The sequence below is a fragment of the Streptomyces griseofuscus genome (assembly GCF_014673495.1).
GTDB lineage: Bacteria > Actinomycetota > Actinomycetes > Streptomycetales > Streptomycetaceae > Streptomyces > Streptomyces murinus.
Window position 1 is genome coordinate 1,465,489 of record NZ_CP051006.1, and the last position, 19,895, is coordinate 1,485,383.

General features: G+C 73.8%; 8 protein-coding genes. All 8 read left to right on the forward strand.

Features of this window, described 5'->3' with window-relative positions; translation table 11 throughout:
- The first annotated feature begins 11 nt into the window (after positions 1-11).
- Positions 12-1,844 carry an eCIS core domain-containing protein gene (locus HEP81_RS06445; protein ID WP_051850120.1) on the forward strand — a complete coding sequence of 611 codons (1,833 nt, stop codon included), beginning with the start codon at positions 12-14 and terminating at the stop codon, positions 1,842-1,844.
- A 343-nt stretch (positions 1,845-2,187) separates the two neighbouring features.
- The gene (locus HEP81_RS06450) at positions 2,188-9,522 is read left to right on the forward strand and encodes an amino acid adenylation domain-containing protein (protein ID WP_157854419.1); all 7,335 of its coding nucleotides are present in this window, start codon (positions 2,188-2,190) and stop codon (positions 9,520-9,522) included.
- Between the two features lie 81 nt (positions 9,523-9,603).
- Positions 9,604-11,202, forward strand: a complete 1,599-nt coding sequence (locus tag HEP81_RS06455; protein WP_063755220.1) for an argininosuccinate lyase — start codon at positions 9,604-9,606, stop codon at positions 11,200-11,202.
- A complete protein-coding gene (locus HEP81_RS06460) occupies positions 11,202-12,230 on the forward strand; it encodes a GHMP family kinase ATP-binding protein (RefSeq protein ID WP_063755219.1) in 1,029 nt (342 codons plus the stop codon). Before HEP81_RS06455 ends, HEP81_RS06460 begins: the two co-directional genes overlap by 1 nt.
- Before the next feature lie 2 nt (positions 12,231-12,232).
- Positions 12,233-14,503 (forward strand): pyridoxal-phosphate dependent enzyme, encoded by a 2,271-nt coding sequence (locus tag HEP81_RS06465; protein WP_037654857.1) that lies wholly within the window; start codon positions 12,233-12,235, stop codon positions 14,501-14,503.
- Positions 14,504-14,573: 70 nt separating this feature from the next.
- Positions 14,574-14,798 carry an MbtH family protein gene (locus HEP81_RS06470; protein ID WP_037654855.1) on the forward strand — a complete coding sequence of 75 codons (225 nt, stop codon included), beginning with the start codon at positions 14,574-14,576 and terminating at the stop codon, positions 14,796-14,798.
- The gene (locus HEP81_RS06475) at positions 14,791-16,680 is read left to right on the forward strand and encodes a condensation domain-containing protein (RefSeq protein ID WP_051850118.1); all 1,890 of its coding nucleotides are present in this window, start codon (positions 14,791-14,793) and stop codon (positions 16,678-16,680) included. Before HEP81_RS06470 ends, HEP81_RS06475 begins: the two co-directional genes overlap by 8 nt.
- Complete coding sequence (locus HEP81_RS06480; RefSeq protein WP_051850117.1) at positions 16,677-19,874, forward strand: non-ribosomal peptide synthetase; 3,198 nt, start codon at positions 16,677-16,679, stop codon at positions 19,872-19,874. Before HEP81_RS06475 ends, HEP81_RS06480 begins: the two co-directional genes overlap by 4 nt.
- Positions 19,875-19,895: the final 21 nt, after the last annotated feature.

A 19,895-nucleotide genomic window follows, 5' to 3' on the forward strand; every position in this document is an offset into this window, starting at 1 on the left:
TGAGGAGAGTTGTGCACGAGCACCGGAAGCGACACGAGGATCCCACGGCGACGGGCTCGCGGCCCCGGCACACCACGGCGCGCGCGGCGGAGGCTCAGCGGCCCGTTCCGGCGGGCGCGCCACGGCCGGACGCGGTGGCCGCGCTGCAACGGCTGATCGGCAACGCGGCGGTCGGCGAGCTGCTGGGCCGCGCCGGGGCGGAGCGGTCCGAGGGGGCCGAACAGCAGTCCGCCGCGGTGCGCGGGGTGCTGCGCTCCCCCGGCCGGCCCCTGGAGGACTCGGTGCGCGGCGACATGGAGGCCCGGCTGGGCTCGGACTTCTCCGATGTGCGGGTGCACACCGGCCGGGCGGCGCACGAGTCCGCGGCCGCCGTCTCCGCCGAGGCGTACACCTCCGGCTCGCACATCGTCTTCCGCGAGGGCCGCTACGACCCCGCGTCCGCGGCGGGCCGCACCGTGCTCGCCCATGAGCTGACGCATGTCGTGCAGCAGCGGCGCGGCCCGGTCGCCGGGACGGACACCGGGGGCGGGCTCGCCGTCAGCGATCCGTCGGACCGGTTCGAGCGGGAGGCCGAGCGGGTCGCCCGGCGGGTGACAACCGACGGGGCGTCCGAGGCGGTGGCCGACGGCCCGGACCGGGCGCCGGGCGCGGTGGCGCACGCCGGCGCGGGGCTGACCGTGGCCCGGCTGATGTCGGTCGACGATTTCCAGGGGCGCACCACCGTCGGCACCTTCCAGAAACGCGGCTCGTCCATCGACCTGGTCGAGCGGGCCCTCGCCGAGTGCCATGGGGGCGGGGCGGGGGCCGACGACTTCGCGGCCAGGGCCGATCGGCTGGAGAACCTCGTCCAGGCCGCCGAGGGCTACCTCACCCAGTCGAAATCGCGCCGGCACGGGCAGGTCGTTCAGGAGCTGCTCGACGAATGCCGGCCCGAGGCCGCGATCTTCCGGCAGCTCGCGAACGCCGTGGGCCTCGCGAACCCGCTGGCGAAGGCGCGCGCGCTGCTCACCGCGCAGGAGGCCGTCCTCCAGCGCGTCCAGGCCGCGCACCTGGACTTCGACAGCGAGCTGGCCAAGGCCAACGTCCATCTCCAGACACCGCTGCTCCAGGCCGTCAACACGCTGTCGGACGCCGAGAAGAGCACCCTCGTCGGGGACGATCTCGATCTGCTGGCCGGGATCCAGGCGGACCCCGGCGCTCCGCAGGTCACCCGGGACACCCTCGGCGATCTGCTGGCGAACCGCGGCATCGTCAACTTCACGACCGGCCTGCCGGGAACGAAGCTGTCGGAGCCGGGAGTCGCCGAGAAGTACACCCTCAGGCACATGATGGCGCAGCCGGAGGGCGCCACGGGGCGGCTCGGCTCGCTGGCCCATGAACTCACCCATGTGGACGCCGGCGAGAGCTTCGACAACACGCAGATCCTGCTGCTGTTGCGGCAGAACCTCTCCGACGCCGAGATCACGGCGCTGGCCAAGGAGCGCAAGGCCCGGGTCGACGACCTGCGGGGACTCCTGGCCGGCGACGGGACGCTCACCGACGACCAGAAGGACCTCTTCGCCTCCAAGTTGCGGTACGCCACGGACCCGAGCAAGGGCGTCGGCCGCTACGCGGCGAACTTCAAGAGCAAACTCGATGCCGCCACCCATCAACGCCTGCTGGAGATCGAGGCGTTGAGCGCCCCGAACAGCTCCACCCTCGTGGAGTACGACACCGTCGTCACCCAGCTCCTCGTCTATCTGCACCGCTGGGGCGTCCCCCAGACGGTCCCGCTCTACACGGCGCTCACCCAACTGGCCACGGAACTGCGCAACGACCGAAGGGCCGCGGCGGCGGGCCACTAGGGCCTCTCATTTGGATCAGGCCGGGCTCGCGGGCCCTGGCACCGCTGCGTTCCGATGCGCACCACCGAGGGCCTGCTGTGTCTGGACGTGGTCGACGGCCGCATCATGTACGTCGAGATCCTGCACCGGCCGCCGATGCGGCGCCGCCCTTAGCCCACATCTCCCATTGATTGCACGGCACTTGGATGGGCCGGAGGCAACTGATCCGGGTGCCGTGTCACGTGAATCCGGGACCGGCAGATCGGGACTTATCTCCATCCCGTCCCGCGCCTAGCGTTGAACTCACCAACCAGTGGGATCAGTGCCGCACGTCCGGAAAGGCGTGGCGGTCGAGGGAGTCGACTTGGCCACTCACGTCACGGCCGAAGCATTCACCGAGCCGTCGGTCAGCGTTTTCCGCGCTTCGCGGGCTCAGCAACGGATGTATTTCCTCCAGGAGATGGAGGAGGGCAGGCCGACCTATCACATGCCGGTCTTCTGCGCGCTCGACGGCGCCGTGGACGCCGAGGTGCTCCGCTCGTGCGCCCAGGGTCTGCTGGACCGGCACGAGGCGCTGCGCACCCGGTTCGTGCTGGACGAAGGGGAGTTGACGCAGCACATCGACGCCTCGGCGCGGCTCGACTGGTCGGTGGCGGAGGCGCACGGCGAGACCGACTTCGAGCGCTGGATGGACGCCCAGCACCACAGGTCCTTCGATCTGGCGACCGGTCCGCTCTTCCGGGCCGCGCTGCTGCGGCGGGAAGAGGGTGCCGTACTCGCCCTGGGAATGCACCACATCGTCGGTGACGGGTGGTCGGCGGGACTGCTGCTCAAGGAGTTGCTCACCGATTACGCGGCCCGCACCGGCGCGCTGAACACGCCCGAGAGCGGCGAATTCGAACTGGAGGAGCCCGAGTTCCAGTACGCCGATTTCTCCGAATGGCAGGAGGAATGGCTGAGCGGTCCGGCCGCTGAGCGCCAGCTCACCTACTGGGCCGATCAGTTGGGCGGCGAGCTGCCGTCCTCGGGACTGCCGACGGACCGCCGTCCGAGCGGGGAGCCGGCGCCCCGTGGCGCGGCCCTCCATGAGGCGGCGGTCCCCGGGGACGTCCTGGAGCGGCTGAACCGGCTCTGCCGGGAGACCGACAGCACCCTCTACACGACCATGCTGGCGGCCTTCCAGATCGTCCTCGGACGCTACACGGGCGGCGAGGACATCCTGGTCGGCACGCCCGTGGCCAACCGCAACCGCAGGGAGTTCGAGGACACCGTCGGGCTGTTCGTCAACACCCTCGTGATCCGCTCCGACCTCTCCGACGACCCCCGCTTCCGCGATCACCTCAAGCGGCTGCGGGACACCGTCGCGGATGCCCAGGACCACCAGGACCTGCCCTTCGAGCGGATCGTCGAGCACCTCAACCCCGAGCGCACCACCGACCGGGCGCCCCTGTTCGACGTCGTGTTCGGCTTCCAGGACGAGGCGGAGACCACCGCCGCGCTGCCCGGCCCGCGTGCCCGGCTGCTCGAAGGCCCCGCCGGGAGCGCCAAGTTCGACCTCACCTTCGATGTCGTACGGGGCGAGGACGGGGTCCGCTGCCGGCTGGAGTACCGCGCCGATCTGTTCGAGGCCGCCACCGTCGAACGGTTCACCCGGCACTATCTGCGGCTGCTGGCCGGGGCCGTCGCGGAGCCCGAGCTGCCCGTCAGCCGGCTGCCCATGCTCAGCGACGAGGAGCTGTGCCCGCTCGTCTCCGCCCTGCCCGAAGAGGCCGCGGAGGCCGCCGCGCGCTGCGCCCACGAGGTGTTCGCCGAGCACGCAGCCCGCACCCCCGACGCCATCGCCGTCACCGACGGCTCACGAGCGCTCAGCTACGGTGAACTCGACCGCAGGGCGAATCAGTTGGCGCACCGGCTGCGCTCCCTCGGGGTCGGACCCGACACCCTGGTGGGCCTGTGCGCGCCGCGCTCCGCCGAGCTGCTGGTCGGCCTGCTGGGCATCCTCAAGGCGGGCGGCGCCTACCTTCCGCTCGACCCGGACAACCCGCCGGAGCGGCTGCGGCACATCATCGGCGACGCCGGGCTGCGCCATGTCGTCGGCACCACCGCCACCCGTCCGCTGTGGGAGACCGCGGCCACGCACGCGGTCGATCTGTCGGCCGACGCGGACCGGCTCGCCGAACTGCCCGGCACCGCACCGGACAGCGGTGTGACGCCCGACCATCTCGCCTACGTCATCTACACCTCCGGCTCCACCGGACGGCCCAAGGGCACCCTGGTTCCGCACCGCAACATCTCCCGGCTGTTCTCCGCCACCCGGCACTGGTTCGGCTTCGGCCCCGAGGACGTGTGGACGCTGTTCCACTCCATCGCCTTCGACTTCTCCGTCTGGGAGTTGTGGGGCGCCCTGCTGCACGGCGGACGGCTCGTCGTGGTGCCGTACGAGACCAGCCGGTCCCCGGAGGAGTTCCACCGCCTGCTGTGCGGCCAGGCGGTCACCGTGCTCAACCAGACCCCGTCCGCCTTCCACCAGCTCGATCGCGTGGACGCCCAGCGAGCGGGCGAGACATCCGGACAACTCGCACTGCGCACTGTGGTGTTCGGCGGCGAAGCCCTCGATGTCGGCGCGCTCACCGGCTGGTTCGACCGGCACGGCGACACCACGCCCCGGCTGGTCAACATGTACGGCATCACCGAGACCACGGTGCATGTCACCTACCGCCCGCTGACCGCCCGGGACGCGGCGCGGGGGCGGGGCAGCGTCATCGGGGTGCCCATCCCGGACCTGCGGCTGCATCTGCTGGACCGGCACGGGAGCCCGGTCCCGCGCGGCGCCGCCGGTGAGCTGTACGTCGCCGGGGCGGGTCTGGCGCGGGGCTATCTCAACCGCCCGGAACTGACCGCGGAACGCTTCCCCACCGCACCCTCCGGGGAGCGCCTGTACCGGACCGGCGACCTGGCACGGCTGCGGGCCGACGGCGAGCTGGAATACCTCGGCCGCATCGACGACCAGGTCAAGCTGCGGGGCTTCCGGATCGAACTCGGCGAGATCGAGGCGGCGCTCACCGCGCACCCCGGCATCGGTGCCGCCGTCGCCCGTGTCGTCCCGGACGCCACCGGGACCCCCGTACTGGCCGGCTATGTCGTACCGGCCGCCGAGAACCCCACGGAGGACGGCACGGGCACGAACCACCCCGGCACGGACGGCTCCGCCCCGGTCGGTCTCACGGTGGACGACCTCCGCGCGCATCTGGCGGCCCGGCTGCCCGGTTATATGATCCCCGGCGCCCTCGTCACCCTCCCCGCGCTCCCCCTCACCGCCAACGGCAAGGTCGACCGGCGCGCGCTGCCGGTGCCGGGCACGGCGACGGGTGCGTTCGCGCCCGGAGCGGCGTACGAACCGCCGAGCGGCCCCGTCGAGACCGCCCTCGCGGAGGTCTGGCAGGAGGTGCTCGGGCACGAGCGGGTCGGCGCCCTCGACAACTACTTCGCCCTCGGCGGCGACTCCATCCGCTCCCTCCAGGTGCTGGCACGCGCCCGGGACCGCGGGCTGCGGTTCGGCGTCGTGGACCTCATGCGGCACCAGACCGTGCGCGGCCTGGCCGAGGCCGTCGCCCACGACCAGGGCGCGGCGCGGGAGACACCGTCGTACGAGCCGTTCTCGCTGCTCACCGAGGCGGACCGGGCCGCGCTCCCGGACGGGCTGGACGACGCCTACCCGATGACCCGGCTCCAGGCCGGGATGCTCTTCCACAGCGATCTCCCGGCCGCCGCGGGACGCGTCTACCACAACGTCTCCGCCTACCACGTGGAAGCGCCCTGGTCCGAGGCCGCCTGGCGGCAGACCGTCGCCGAGGCCGCCGCCCGGCACGAGATGCTGCGCACCTCCTTCGATCTGCACGGCTTCGGCGAACCCCTCCAGTTCGTGCACCGCGACGCCCGCCCCGAGATCACCTTCGAGGACCTGCGCGACCTGGACGAGACGGCGCGGGAGGCGGCCGTCGCCCGGCACTACGAGGCCGAGCGCACCCGCCCGTTCGTCTGGGGCCGGGCGCCGCTGATCCGCTTCCATGTGCAGCGCCGCTCCGACACCGCCTTCCAGCTCTTCATCGCCGAACACCACGCGATCGTGGACGGCTGGAGCGAACGCTCACTGTTCACCGAACTCAGCGCGCGGTACGTCCGTCTGTGCGCCGGAGCGGACGCCCCCGCGCCCGCCCCCGCGCCGCGCTCCCGCTTCGCCTCCTTCGTCGCGCTCGAACGCGCCGCCCTCGCCGACCCGGCGCACCGGTCCTTCTGGGCCGGGCAGACGGCCGGCGCCACCGTGACGCGGCTGCCCCGCACCGGTCCCGCAGCGGGCGCACCGCGGATGTCCTGGCACCATGAGCCGCTCCCCGCCGACCTGCATGAACGCCTCACCGCGCGCGCCGCCGAACTGGGTGTGCCGCTGCGCACCCTCCTGCTCGCCGCGCATGTCCGGGTCATGGCGCTGATGGGAGGCAGTGACGAGATCACCACCGGTGTGGTCCACAACGGGCGCGCGGAGGAGCCGGACGGCGACAAGGTCGTCGGCGTGTTCCTCAACACGCTGCCCTTCCGCGTCGCCCTCACGGCCGGGAGCTGGCGGGAGTTCGTACGACGCGTCGCGGACCTGGAGGTCCCCGTCCACGAGCACCGGCGCTTCCCGCTCGCGGAGATCGTGCGCACCGCTGGCGGCAGCGCGCCCTTCGAGACGTTCTTCAACTACACCCACTTCCATGTCGAGCAAAAAGGCCCCGACGAGGGCACGTTCACCGTGCTGGAAGAGATCGGCGAGGCCGACACGGACTTCGCGTTCGGCGCGGAGTTCTCCCGCAGCCCCGACGGCCGGCTCCTCGAACTCGGGCTGCGCTACGACGCCGCCCGCTTCCCCGCCGAGCGGATGGCCGCGGTCCACGCCTCGTACACGGCGGCCCTGCGGGCCCTCGCCGACACCCCGGACCGGGACTGCCTGGCGGCCGATCTGCTTCCGGTGGCGGACCGGCGACGGTACGCGGAGTGGAACAGCACGGAGAAGCGGTACGAAGAGCCGCATGTGCTCACCGAGTTGATTGACCGTCAGGTACGAGTGTCGCCGGATACCGCGGCCGCCCGCTTCGAGGGCGGCGAGCTGAGTTACCGGGCGCTCGACGCGGCGGCGGAGCGGCTGGCCGTGCGGCTGCGGGAGCGGGGCGCCGGTCCCGGCACGTTTGTCGGGTTGCTGCTCGAGCGGTCCCTCACGTTGCCGGTCGTCCTGCTCGCCGTGCTCAAGTGCGGTGCCGCGTATGTGCCGTTGGACCCGGGGCATCCCGAGCAGCGGGTGCGATCCCTGCTGACGGAGGCGGGGATCGGGCTGGTCGTCGCCGACGAAGACCGGGGCGCCCGGCTGCGGGGCGCCGGAGTGAGTGTCGTCGTACCGGGTGAACCGAGTTCCCTGCCGGGCGAGTCGGACGTCGTACCGGACCAGCGGACGGACGGTCCGCGCACCACCGTACCGGCCGCGTCTCCCGACGACCCCGCGTACATGATCTTCACCTCGGGTTCCACCGGCACCCCCAAGGGCGTCGTGGTGTCCCATCGGGCCATCGCCAACCGGCTGTTGTGGATGCAGGACGCGTACGGGCTGGTCGCCGGTGAACGGGTGCTCCAGAAGACGCCGTACACGTTCGACGTCTCGGTGTGGGAGCTGTTCTGGCCGCTGCTCACCGGGGCGACGCTCGTCCTCGCCCGGCCCGGCGGCCAGCGCGACCCCGGCTATCTGGCCGGGCTCGTGCGGAGCGAGCGGATCAGCACCGTGCACTTCGTGCCGTCGATGCTGGCCGTGTTCCTGGACGACACCGAGGCGGTCGCGTCGGCCGCCGGGCTCACCCGGGTCGTGTGCAGCGGCGAGGCCCTGCCCGCCGACGTCCGCAACCGGTTCTTCGAGCTGCTGCCCAGGGTCGAGCTGCACAACCTCTACGGCCCGACCGAGGCGGCCGTCGATGTGACGGCCTGGCGGTGCGCGCCCGATGACGGCGACACAGTGCCCATCGGGCGGCCCATCGCCAATATGCGCACCCATGTCCTGGACGCCCGGCTGGCCGAGGTCCCGCTGGGTGTCACCGGCGAGCTGTACCTGGAGGGCGTCGGGCTGGCGCTCGGGTACCACGGCCGACCGGAGCTGACCGCCGAGCGGTTCGTGCGGCACACCGGCGCCGACGGGGTCACCCGCCGCCTCTACCGGACGGGTGACCTGGCCCGGCACCGGCCGGACGGCGCCCTGGAGTACGCCGGCCGCACCGACCACCAGATGAAGATCCGCGGCTTCCGGGTGGAGCCCGGGGAGATCGAGGCGGTGCTCGGCGAACACCCCGCGGTGCGCGGCTGTGCCGTGCTGCTGCGCGGGGAGCGGCTGGTCGCGTATGTGGTGACGGCCGACGACAGTGCCGACGCCACGGGCACACGCACAGACACAGACGAGCTGGTCCGGCACGCCCGGGCCCTGCTTCCCGACCACATGGTCCCCTCGGCGTGGGTCCTGCTGGACGCCCTGCCGCTCACCCCCAACGGCAAGCTCGACCGCGCCGCGCTGCCCGCACCGGACCCGGCGGGCGCGCTCCGGCAGAGCCCGCCAGAGCCGCCCCGCGACGCGACGGAGGCCCGGATCGCCGGGATCTGGGAACAGCTCCTCGGCGCCGGACCGGTCGGTGTCCACGACGACTTCTTCGCCTGTGGCGGCCACTCCATCGACGCCCTGCGCCTCATCTGCCGCCTCAACGACGCGTTCGGCGAACGGCTCTCGGTCTCCACCGTGCTGGAGCGTCCGACCGTCGCGGGGCAGGCACAGGTGCTGCGCGCCGAGCGGCGGCCGAGCGGCCCGGACCCGGTCGTCCGCATCCGTCCGGACGGCGATCTGGACCCGCTCTTCCTCGTCCATCCCATCGGCGGCCAGGTCCTGTGCTACCGCGATCTCGCGGCCGAACTGGGCTCCGGACGACCGGTGTTCGGGCTCACCGCTCCCGGCTTGACGGGTGCGGAAGCGGACGGGGACGACCGCAATCCGGCGACCGTCGAGGAACTGGCCGCCGCCCACGTCACCGCGCTGCGCCGGGTGCGGCCCGAGGGCCCCTACCATCTGGCCGGCTGGTCCTTCGGCGGGCTGCTCGCCTACGAGATGGCCCACCAGCTGCGCGCCGCCGGGGAACGTGTCGGCACGCTCACGCTGCTGGACACGGCCTACCCCCAGGCGGTCGACGTCCCCGATGACGACCTGGCCCTGCTGGAGTGGTTCCACGACGACCTCGCGCGCTCCTCGGGGACGGACCCCGGCCCGGACGCCCGTGCCGCGCTGCGCGCCGAACTGCGCGCGGCGGCCGGCACCCCTGCCCGGCTGCGGGTCGTGGCGGACCGTCTCCCGGACACGGCGCCGGACTTCGACGACCTGGTCCGGCACTACACCGTCTTCCGCACCGGTCTGCTCGCCACCGTCCGCTACCGGCCGCCCGTCGCAGCGGGCCCCGTCCACTTCCACCAGAGCCTGACCGGCGCCGAGCTCGGCTCGGCGCGGCGCTGGGCCGACCGGGTCCCGGACGGTCTGATCCGGTACGACGCCGACGCCGACCACTACCAACTGGTGCGGCCCCCAGGGGCGTTCGCCGTGGCCGCGGCCCTCGGCGCCGCTCTGGCCGCGTCCGACCACCGCTGAATCCTGCCTGCCCGCCCGCGGAGGGCGCCCACCGGCCCTTGCGCACCACGCCCGCTCACACCACAGAACGGACACCGTCACGTGACGAGCCAGTCCCCGGCACCCGCCGCCGAACTCACCGGCCGCATCAGCGGCGGACCGAGCGAACTGCTGCACGAGGAGGTGCTCGCCCCGCAGTTCCGGTTCGAGTCCCGCCATCTGCTGCACCACTACGTCGCCATCGAGAAGACCCTCGCCGCCGAGTACGCCCGCATGGGGCTGCTCGACACGGACGAGGCGCACGCCGTCGCCGCCCTCCTCGACGGGGTGGGCCCGGACACCCTCAGCGCCCGGCCCGACGCCAACATGTCGGACATCGCGTTCGCGATCGAGCGGCATGTCGAGGCGGGGCTCGCGCGTCCGGCCGTGCGCTGGCACGTCGACCGCAGCCGCAACGACCTCCAGGCGTGCGCCCAGTTGATGTTCGGCCGGGAGCGGCTCATCGCGTTCGCCGGGGCCCTGGCGGAGCTCGGCGAGGTCGTCGTAGAGCTCGCGGAGGAGACCCGCGAGCTGCCCATGCCCGGGTACACGCACTTCCAGGCCGCCCAGATCATCACCCCCGGCTTCCATCTCACCGCGCTCTCCGAGCATCTGCTGCACACCCAGCGCCGGCTGCTGGCCGCCTACGACGGCATCGACGCCTGCCCGCTCGGCGCCGGCGCGATGGCCGGGCAGGAACTGCCCTGGGACCGCGTCCGGATGGCCCGGCTGCTCGGCTTCGACCGCCCGCAGTCCAACGCGCTCACCGCGGTCGCCTCCCGCCGCTGGAGCGCCGAGGCCACCGCCGAACTCAGCCTGCTGGGCGCCGCGTTGAGCCGGTTCACCACCGACCTGCTCAGCTGGGGCGGCAGTGAGTACGGCTTCATCGAGCTGCCCGACGAACTGTCCGGCATCTCCTCGGCCATGCCGCAGAAGAAGAACTACCCCGTGCTGGAACGCATCCGGGGCCGCACCGCCCATCTGACCGCCTTCCACACGGACGTCCTGCTCGGCCAGCGCAACACTCCGTTCTGCAATCTGGTCGAGGTCTCCAAGGAGGCCGGTACCCACGTGCTGGCCGCCTTCGACTCGGCGCACGGCACCGTACGGCTGCTCACCGAGGTGCTGCGCCGTCTTATCTTCCGCGCGGGGCGGATGCGCGAGGTCTGCGAGCGGGAGTTCCTGGGCGGGTTCAGCCTCGCCAACGCCCTCACCCTGACCGAGGACGTGCCCTGGCGCACCGCCCAGGTGATCGCCGGCAAGTACATCGTGCGGGCCGTCGCCGCCGGCGCCCCGCCGCACCCGGGCGTGCCCGAGCTGCTGGTGGAGGCGGCAGCCGAGCACTCCGTCACGCTCGCCGGACCGGGCGGGCTGCTCGCCGACGCCTTCGATGTGCGGCGCGGGCTCGAACGCCTGGCCTCTCAAGGGTCGGCGCGGCCCGAGGCGGTCGCCGAGGCACTGCGCGTCCAGCGGACGGCGTACGCCGAGGTGCGGGCGGCCTGGGAGCGGCGGGCCGCGGCCGTCCGCGCGGGTGCCGCCGAGACGGACCGGGCGCTCGGGCTCGTGGCGCCGGCGGGCTCCGCCGTGGACGCCGTACGCACAAAAGAGGCGACGGCGGGCTCCCCCGAGGGCGCCGTACACGCGGAAGCGGGGGACCGCTGATGCCGCCGTCACCGATCTCCAGCCCGGCCGCCGCGCCGGCCGACCTCGAACCCGGTCTCGGGCACGCCTTCGGCACGTTCGGGGAGCTTCTCCAGGGCGCGCTGCCCGAGCTGGACGGCGACTTCCTGGTGACGTTCCCGCTGGCCCGGTGGGCGACCGCCGCCTTCCACCCATGGCCCGGACGGCCGGACGTACGGGTCGCGCCCGCGCACAAGGCCAAGTCCCGGCGCACCGCCGAGGCCGTCCTGTCCGCGCTCGGGGTGACCCACGGCGGTCTGCTGGAACTCGGCGGCGACCTGCCCGAGGGCAAGGGCATGGCCAGCTCGTCGGCCGACCTGGTCGCCACCGTGCGAGCCGTCGGCGCGGCCTTCGGACGGTCGTTCTCCCCCGCCGAGACCGAGGCGTTCCTGCGGGGTGTGGAGCCGGCCGACGGTGTGATGTACGACGAGATCGTCTGCTTCCACCACCGGGGCGTGCGCCTCGGCCGCAGGCTCGGCACGCTGCCGCCGTTCGCCGTCGTCGCGCACGACGAGGGCGGACAGGTCGACACGGTCGCCCACAATCGCACGGCCGGTCCGATCGGGGCCGCGGACCGGCACGAGTACGCCCGGCTGCTCGACCGGCTCACCACCGCCGTCACCGAGGGCGATCTGCCGTCCGTGGGCGAAGTGACCACCCGCAGCGCCGAGTTGAACGGACGGCGGCGCGAGCGGCCCGGGTTCGACCGGCTGCGCGTGCTGTGTGCCGAGGTCGGCGGGCTCGGCCTGGTCCTCGCGCACAGCGGCACCCTGCTCGGTGTCCTCCTCGAAGCCGGCGACCCCGAACTCGACGCCAAGTCGGCGCATATCAGGGACGGTTGCGCGGCGCTCGGCGGCGAGGTGTCCGTGCACCGCTCGCTGGGCGCGGGCGACGACTGGACCCGGCCGCACCGCGGGCAGCTCACCGGGCCCGCCGGCCCCGTACCCCGTCCCGCCGTACCCCGTCCCGCCGCGGAACCCTCCGCCCTCCCTCATGAGCTGGAGATCTGACCATGCTGTTCGACACGCTGACGGACGCGATCGGCGGGACTCCGCTGGTCCGGCTGCGCCTCGGCCAGGCACGCGGGGTGGAGGTCTACGCCAAGCTGGAGCTCCAGAACCTCTTCGCGATGAAGGACCGCGTCGCCCGCAACATCATCCGGGAGGCCCGGCGCCTCGGCACGCTGCGGCCGGACGCCCCGGTCGTGGAGAGCTCGTCCGGCACGATGGCCCTCGGTGTCGCCCTCGTGGGCCGCTCGCTCGGTCATGAGGTGCACATCGTCACCGACCCGCGCATCGACCCCGTCACCCTCGCCAAACTGCGCGCCCTCGGCTGCCGGGTGCACATCGTGGAGGCGATGACCAGCCACGGCTGGCAGTCCGCCCGTCTGGAGCGGCTCGCGGAACTGATGGCCGAACTGCCCGGCGCCTTCTGGCCGCAGCAGTACACCAACCCCGACAACCCGGGCGCCTACCGGGAGTTGGCGGGCGAGCTGCTCGCCGATCTGGGGCACATCGACACCGTCGTCGGGGCGGTCGGCTCCGGCGGATCGCTGTGCGGCACCTCCCGTGCCCTGCGCGAGAGCCTGCCCGGCGTGAAGGTGGTGGGCGTCGACTGCGTGGGCAGCGCCCTGTTCGGGCAGCCCGATGTGCCGCAGCGGCTCCAGAGCGGCCTCGGCAACAGCCTGCTGCCGAAGAACCTGGACCGCTCGCTCATCGACGAGGTGCACTGGCTCAACGACCACGAGGCGTTCGCGGCCACCCGGGATCTCGCCCGGGAGCAGCAGATCTTCGCCGGGAACACCTCCGGCTCGGTCTACCGCGTCCTCGGCGACCTCGCCGAGCGCGCCGAACCGGGCTCGCGCATCGTCGGTATCATGCCCGACCGCGGCGACCGGTACGCCGACACCGTCTACAGCGACGAGCACTGGGACAGCCACCGGCTGCAAGAACTCCCGGCGCCTGAGGGGCCGTCCGTGATCCCGGTCGGACAGACCGCGCTGAGCTGGTCCCGGCAGCCGTTCCGCGCCCCCGAGGAACTGCGGCGGCATCTGGTCTTCGTGGAGTCCAACACCACGGGCACCGGCATGCTCGCCCTGGAGCTGGCCCGGGAGGAACTGGACACCGTACCGGTGCTGTTGACGGGTGACCCCGAACGCTACCGGGGCCTCGCCGCCACCGGCGCCGAGGTGATCCGCTGCGACACCAACTCGGACGCCGCCCTGCGCGCCGCCGTCCAGGACCGCTTCCGCCGCGAGGAGATCGCGGGCATCACCACCACCAGCGACTTCTACGTCCCCGCCGCCGCGCGCCTGGCCCGCTGGCTCGGGCTGCCCGGCAATCCGGCCGAGGCCGTGACCGCGTGCCGTGACAAGTCGGCGCTGCGGGCCCTGCTGGAGAGCGCCGGGGTGCGCCAGCCGCGGTACGCCGTCGTCCGCGACGCGTCCGAGGTGGCCGCCGCCGTCGCCCGCACCGGGCTGCCCTGCGTGGTCAAGCCCGCCGACGACTCCGGTTCCGTGAACGTCCTGCTCTGCGCCGACGAGGCCACCGCCACCGCCCACGCCGAGCGGGTCCTCGCCGTGACCACCAATGTCCGCGGTATGCCGACCGCGCGCACCGTCCTGGTGGAGGAGTACCTGGACGCCCCCGAGTACAGCGTGGAGATGTTCACCTGGGACGGCCGCGCCGAGTGCGTCGGCATCACCGAGAAGTCCGTGACCGGCACCCCGCACTTCGTGGAGCACCGGCACCTGTTCCCGGCCCCGCTGCCGGCCGAGACGGCCCAGCGGATCACCGAGACCGTGACCGCCGCCCTGGACGCGGCCGGGATCCGGCTGGGCGCCACCCACACCGAGGTGAAGCTGACCGCCGAGGGGCCCGCCGTCATCGAGATCAACCCGCGCCCCGCGGGCGGCATGATCCCCGAACTGATCAGGCTGGCCACGGGCGTTGACCTCCTTGAGCAGCAGCTGCGCACCGCCGTCGGGCTCGCCCCCGCGCTCAAGCCCGCCCAGGACGCGCACGCGGGCATCCAGTTCCTGCTGCCCGACGCCGACGGGGTGCTCGACGCCGTCGAGGGAACCCAGGAGGCGGCCGCCCTGCCGGACGTCGAGGCGGTCACGGTCACCGCCGCGCCGGGCACGGTCGTACGGCGCCCCCGCAGCGCCGGCGACCGGATCGGGCATGTCATCGCCGGCCACCCGACGCCGGAGCGGGTGACGGCGGCGCTGGACGAGGCGCGGCGCCTGCTGCGGCTCAGCGTCGACACCGGCCCCCGTCCATAGCCCCCACCACCCTCACCACCCCGTCGTACGACCCGTACGGCACCCGGAACGGACACCCCGAGGACCTGCCATGAGCAACCCCTTCGAGAACGACAACGCCGACTACCTGGTCGTCCGCAACGACGAGCTCCAGCACGCCCTGTGGCCCGCCACCGTGGCCGTCCCGGCCGGGTGGACGCGGGTGCACGGGCCCGCGCCGCGGCAGAACTGCCTCGACCACGTGGAGCGGAACTGGACCGACATGCGGCCCGCGTCCCTGGTGGCCGCCCTCGCCGGGAACACGGCCCGTGACTGACCTCGACCGCTCCACCACCACCCTCGCGGAAGGCGGGGCCGACGGCGGCACCGGCGTGCCGGATCCCGCCGGGACGCTGTGCGCGCTGATCGCGGACGTGCTCGGGCTGGCCGCCGTCGGCCCGGGGCAGAGCTTCACCGGGCTCGGCGGTGACAGTATCCAGGCCATCCAGGTCGTCAGCCGCGCCCGCCCCGCCGGGCTGCTCGTCACCACCCGTGAGGTGCTGCGCAGCGAGACCGTCGCCGCGCTGGCGGCCGGTGCCCGCGCGGTCGGACGCTCCGGTGCGGGCACCGCTCCCGCCAGGACCGCGCGCCGGTTCGGCCCGTTCGCGCCGACCCCGATCATGGCGTGGCTCGGGGAGCTGGGCGGTCCCGTCGACACGTACAACCAGTCGCTCGTGCTGCGCACCCCGGCCGGTTTCGGCACCGAGGACGCGGTACGGGTCGTACAGGCCCTGCTGGACACCCACGACATCCTCAGGCTGCGGGTGCCGGGGGGCGCGGGCGCGATCCGCGCGGGCGCGGCCGGTGCGGGCACTGCTGGAATGGACTCGGCAGGTACGGAACCGACAGGTACGGAATCGACAGGCTCCCGGCCGCTGGTGCCACCGCCCGGGAGCGTCGACGCCCGCGCGCTGATCGAGCACGTCGAGGCGGGGGCCCTCGGTGACGAGGAGTTGCCCGGCCTGGTGACGGAGCGCGTCCGGGCCGCGCGGCGGCTGCTCGCGCCCGCCGAGGGGATCGTGCTGCGCGCTGTACGCGTCGACCGCGGCCCCGCCCGGCAGGGCCGACTGGCGCTCATCGTCCACCACTTGGCCGTCGACGGGGTGTCCTGGCGCATCCTCCAGGACGATCTTCGCTCCTGCTGGGAGGCGCTCGCCGCGGGCCGCGCACCCGAACCGGCGCCGGTGCCGACCCCGTTCGCGCACTGGGCCGGCCTGCTGCGGGCCGACGCCACCTCGGGCCGCCGGATGGCGGAGGCCGCACGGTGGACCGACACCCTGCGCCCCGCGCCCGAACCGCTGGGCGGTGTCTGCGCGTCGGACCGGCTCGACGCCGAGAGCGCGGTCAACCGGCACACCCTCACCCTGCCCCCGGACATCACCGGGCCGGTGCTCACCGTGGCACCCGGGCTGGTCAACGGCACGGTTAACGATGTCCTGTTGACCGGTCTCGCCCTCGCCGTCCTGGCCTGGCGGCGGCCCGACACCGGGGACGGCGACGGCGGTTCGGTGCTCGTGGACATCGAGGGGCACGGGCGGGAGGAGATCACCGACGGCGTGGACCTGTCCCGCACCGTCGGCTGGTTCACCACCGTGTACCCGGTCCGCTTCGACCTCGGGCTGCCCGATCTGGCCGACGCCCGGGCCGGCGGGCCCACCGTCGGAGCCGCCCTGCGCCAGGTCAAGGAGACGCTGCGGGCGATCCCCGACCACGGCATCGGGTACGGCCTGCTGCGCCACGGCAACAGCCGTACCCGCCCGGGGCTCGCGGCCCTCGGCATCCCCGAGATCGGCTTCAACTACCTGGGCCGCTTCCCCATGGGCGACACCGCCGACTGGGCCGCCGCCCCCGGACACGACTTCGCCCTCGACGACGCCGACGAGGGCCTGCCCATGGCGCACGCCGTCGAGGTCAACGCGGCCGCGCACGAGGGCCCCGACGGGCTCACCCTCAGCGCCACCTGGACCTGGGCGGGCAACGCCTACCCGGCCGACCGGGTGCGGACGCTGGCCGAGGAGTGGTTCGCGATGCTGCGGGCCCTCGCCCGGCACACCGCGCTGCCCGGCGCCGCCGGACTGACCCCGTCCGACGTGTCCCTCACCGGCCTCAGCCAGGCCGACCTCGACGCCTTCGAATCCCAGCTCGGAGATCTGCTGTGATCCCCCTGTCCCACGCCCAGCGCCGTCTGTGGTTCCTGTGCCGTGACGGCGACCCGTCCGGCCTGCACAACATCCCCGTGGGGCTGCGCCTGCGGGGCGACCTCGACCGCGCCGCCCTCGCCGCCGCCCTCGCCGATGTGACCGACCGGCACGAGGCCCTGCGGACCGTGTTCCCCGACGAGGGCGGCCGCCCCCGCCAGCATGTCCTGGAGCCGGGCGCCGCACCGGACCTGACCGTCACGGTCTGCCCTGCCGCCGAACACGGCGAGCGCGCGCGGTCCGCCGCCGGCCGGCCCTTCGACGTGGCCACCGAAGTCCCCCTGCGCGCCCACCTGTTCACCGACGAGGTCGATGAGCACCAACTGCTGCTGGTCCTGCACCACATCGCGGGCGACGGCGCCTCGCTAGACGTGCTCGTCCACGACCTGGCCGCCGCCTACACCGCCCGGGTGTTGGGCGGCGACGCCGAGTGGCCGGAACTCCCCGTGCAGTACCCGGACTTCGCCCTGTGGCAGCAGGAGGTGCTGGGCGACGCGGCGGACCCTGACTCGCTGCACGCACGGCAACTCGACCACTGGGCGGGCGTGTTGGCGGGCCTGCCCGAGGAGCATGCGCTGCCCACCGACCGGCCTCGTCCCGCCGTCGCCTCGCACCGCGGCGCCGTGGTGAGCGCCGAGGCCGGTGCCGCCGTGCACGCGGGGCTCGCCGCGCTGGCCCGGGAGCGGCACGCCACACCCTTCATGGCCGTCCAGGCGGCCTTCGCCGCACTGCTCACCCGGCTCGGCGCAGGCACCGACCTGCCCCTGGGCTGCCCGGTGGACGGCCGTGACGACGAGGCGCTGCACGATCTCGTCGGCCTGTTCGTCGACACCGTGGTGGTGCGGGCCGACACCTCGGGCGACCCCGCCTTCACCGAGGTGCTCGACCGGGTCCGCGACGCCGTGCTCGACGCCCACGCCCACCGCGATCTGCCCTTCGACGCGCTGGTCGAGCGGCTCAACCCGCCGCGCTCGCCCGGCCGTCACCCCCTCTTCCAGATCGCGGTGGCCAGCCAGCGGGACGCGCACGACGAGCCGGTCTTCCCCGGACTACGGGTGGAGACGGAGACGGTGCGCACCGACACCGCGAAGTTCGATCTGACCCTGGAGGTGGACGAGCGCCACGACCCCGCGACCGGCGCGCCCGCCGGGATCGGCCTGGCCCTCGAATACGCCGCCGACCTCTTCGACGCCGAAACCGCCCAGCGGCTCCTGGACCGGCTTGTCCGCCTCGCCGCCGCCGTCGTCCACGACCCGGCCGCCCCGATCACCGCCCTTGACCTGCTGAGCCCCGCCGAGCGCGCGGACCTGGTGCGCGGCTGGCAGGGCGCCCCCGCGCAGCCCCATGCCACCACCGTGGACGCCCTGTTCACCGCGCGGGCCGCCGCCCATCCGGAGCGGGCGGCCGCCGTCTGTGCCGGACGCGAGGCCAGCTACGGTGAACTCGACGCGCTCTCCGACCGGTTGGCCGCGCGGCTCGCTCGACTGGGCGTGCGGCACGGCGACACCGTCGCGGTGCTGATGGACCGCTCGGTGGAACTGATCGCGGCCACCCTCGGGGTGCTCAAGGCCGGCGCGGCCTACCTCCCGCTGGACGCGGCCGCCCCGCCGGCCCGTTCGACGGCGATCGTCGCCGAGGCCGGCGCGGCCGTGCTGATCACCGACGCCGGGTCCGCCCCCGATCTCGGCGTACGGCACACCCTGCGCGTGGACGACAGCAACGACAACAGCGGCGACGGCAAGGGCGGCGACGGCGGCACCGCCCCGGACCGCGCCGCCGCCCACCCCGACGGCCTCGCCTATGTGATGTACACCTCCGGCTCGACGGGCACCCCCAAGGGCGTCGCCGTCTCGCACCGGGAGGTCGTCGCCCTCGCCGTGGACCGCCGTTGGCGCGGCGGCGCCCATGAGCGGGTCCTCTTCCGCTCCCCGCACGCCTTCGACGCCTCCACCTACGAGTTGTGGGTGCCGCTGCTCAACGGCGGCCTCGTGGTCATCGCCCCGCCCGGCGACCTGGACGTCCCCGCCCTCGCCGCGCTCATGCAGGAGCAGCGGGTCACCGGCACCTTCCTGACGGCGACCCTCTTCAATGAGCTCGCCGACCGCTGCCCGGAGCGGCTGGGCACGCTGGTCGAGGTGATGACCGGCGGCGAGGCGGCCTCCCCCGCCGCCGTCCGGCGGGTCCGCGAGCACTGCCCCGGCACCACCGTCACCAACGCGTACGGGCCGACCGAGACGACCACCTTCGCCGCCACGTTCGCCATGGCGCCCGGGGCGCCGCTCCCGGACGGGCAGGTGCCCATCGGCCGCCCCCTGGACGGCACCTGCCTGCACATCCTCGACGACCGGCTCGCCCCGGTGCCGCCCGGTGTGACCGGCGAGCTGTACATCGCCGGGACGGGCCTCGCGCAGGGCTATCTGGGCCGCCCCGGGCTCACCGCCGAACGGTTCGTGGCCTGCCCGGCGGGGCCGCCCGGCGCCCGGATGTACCGCACCGGCGACCTCGCCCGCTGGAACACCGCGGGGCAGGTCGAGTACCTCGGGCGGGCCGACCGCCAGGTCAAGATCCGCGGGCTGCGCATCGAACCGGGCGAGATCGAGAACGTGCTCGCCGGGCATCCGTCCGTCGGCCGGGCCGCCGTGACCGTCGTCCCCACGGCAGCCGGACCCGCCCTCGCCGGGTACGCGGTGCCCGCCGCGGGCGCCGCCCCCGACCCGGCCGAGCTGCGTCGGCATCTGCGATCCGAACTGCCCGACTACATGGTGCCGTTGACGATCACGGTGCTGGACCGCCTCCCCGTCACGGCGAACGGCAAGACCGATCTGGCGGCGCTGCCCTCCCCGGCCCCGGCCGCCGCCGAACGGCCCTACGAGGCGCCGCGCGACGACACCGAACGGGCGCTCGCCGCGCTGTGGGAGCAGTTGCTGGGCGCGGACCGCGTGGGCGTCCACGACAACTTCTTCGAGCTCGGCGGGCACTCCCTGCTCGCCGCCCGGCTGCTGGCCGAGGTCCGCTCCGGCCTCGGCGCCGCGGTCACCGTCCGCCGCTTCTTCGCCGGACCCACCGTCGCCGAACTCGCCCTGGCCATCGCGGAGTCGGCCGCCGCGCCGGAACCGCCGATCGTGCGCCGCGCCCGCCGCGGCCGTCCCGCCTGACCATCGACAAGGAAACACACC

Excerpts from the sequence above, each read along its gene's own strand:
- HEP81_RS06460 (WP_063755219.1), top strand. The coding sequence starts at position 11,202 with ATGCCGCCGTCACCGATCTCCAGCCCGGCCGCCGCGCCGGCCGACCTC.
- HEP81_RS06465 (WP_037654857.1), top strand. The coding sequence starts at position 12,233 with ATGCTGTTCGACACGCTGACGGACGCGATCGGCGGGACTCCGCTGGTC.
- HEP81_RS06470 (WP_037654855.1), top strand. The coding sequence starts at position 14,574 with ATGAGCAACCCCTTCGAGAACGACAACGCCGACTACCTGGTCGTCCGC.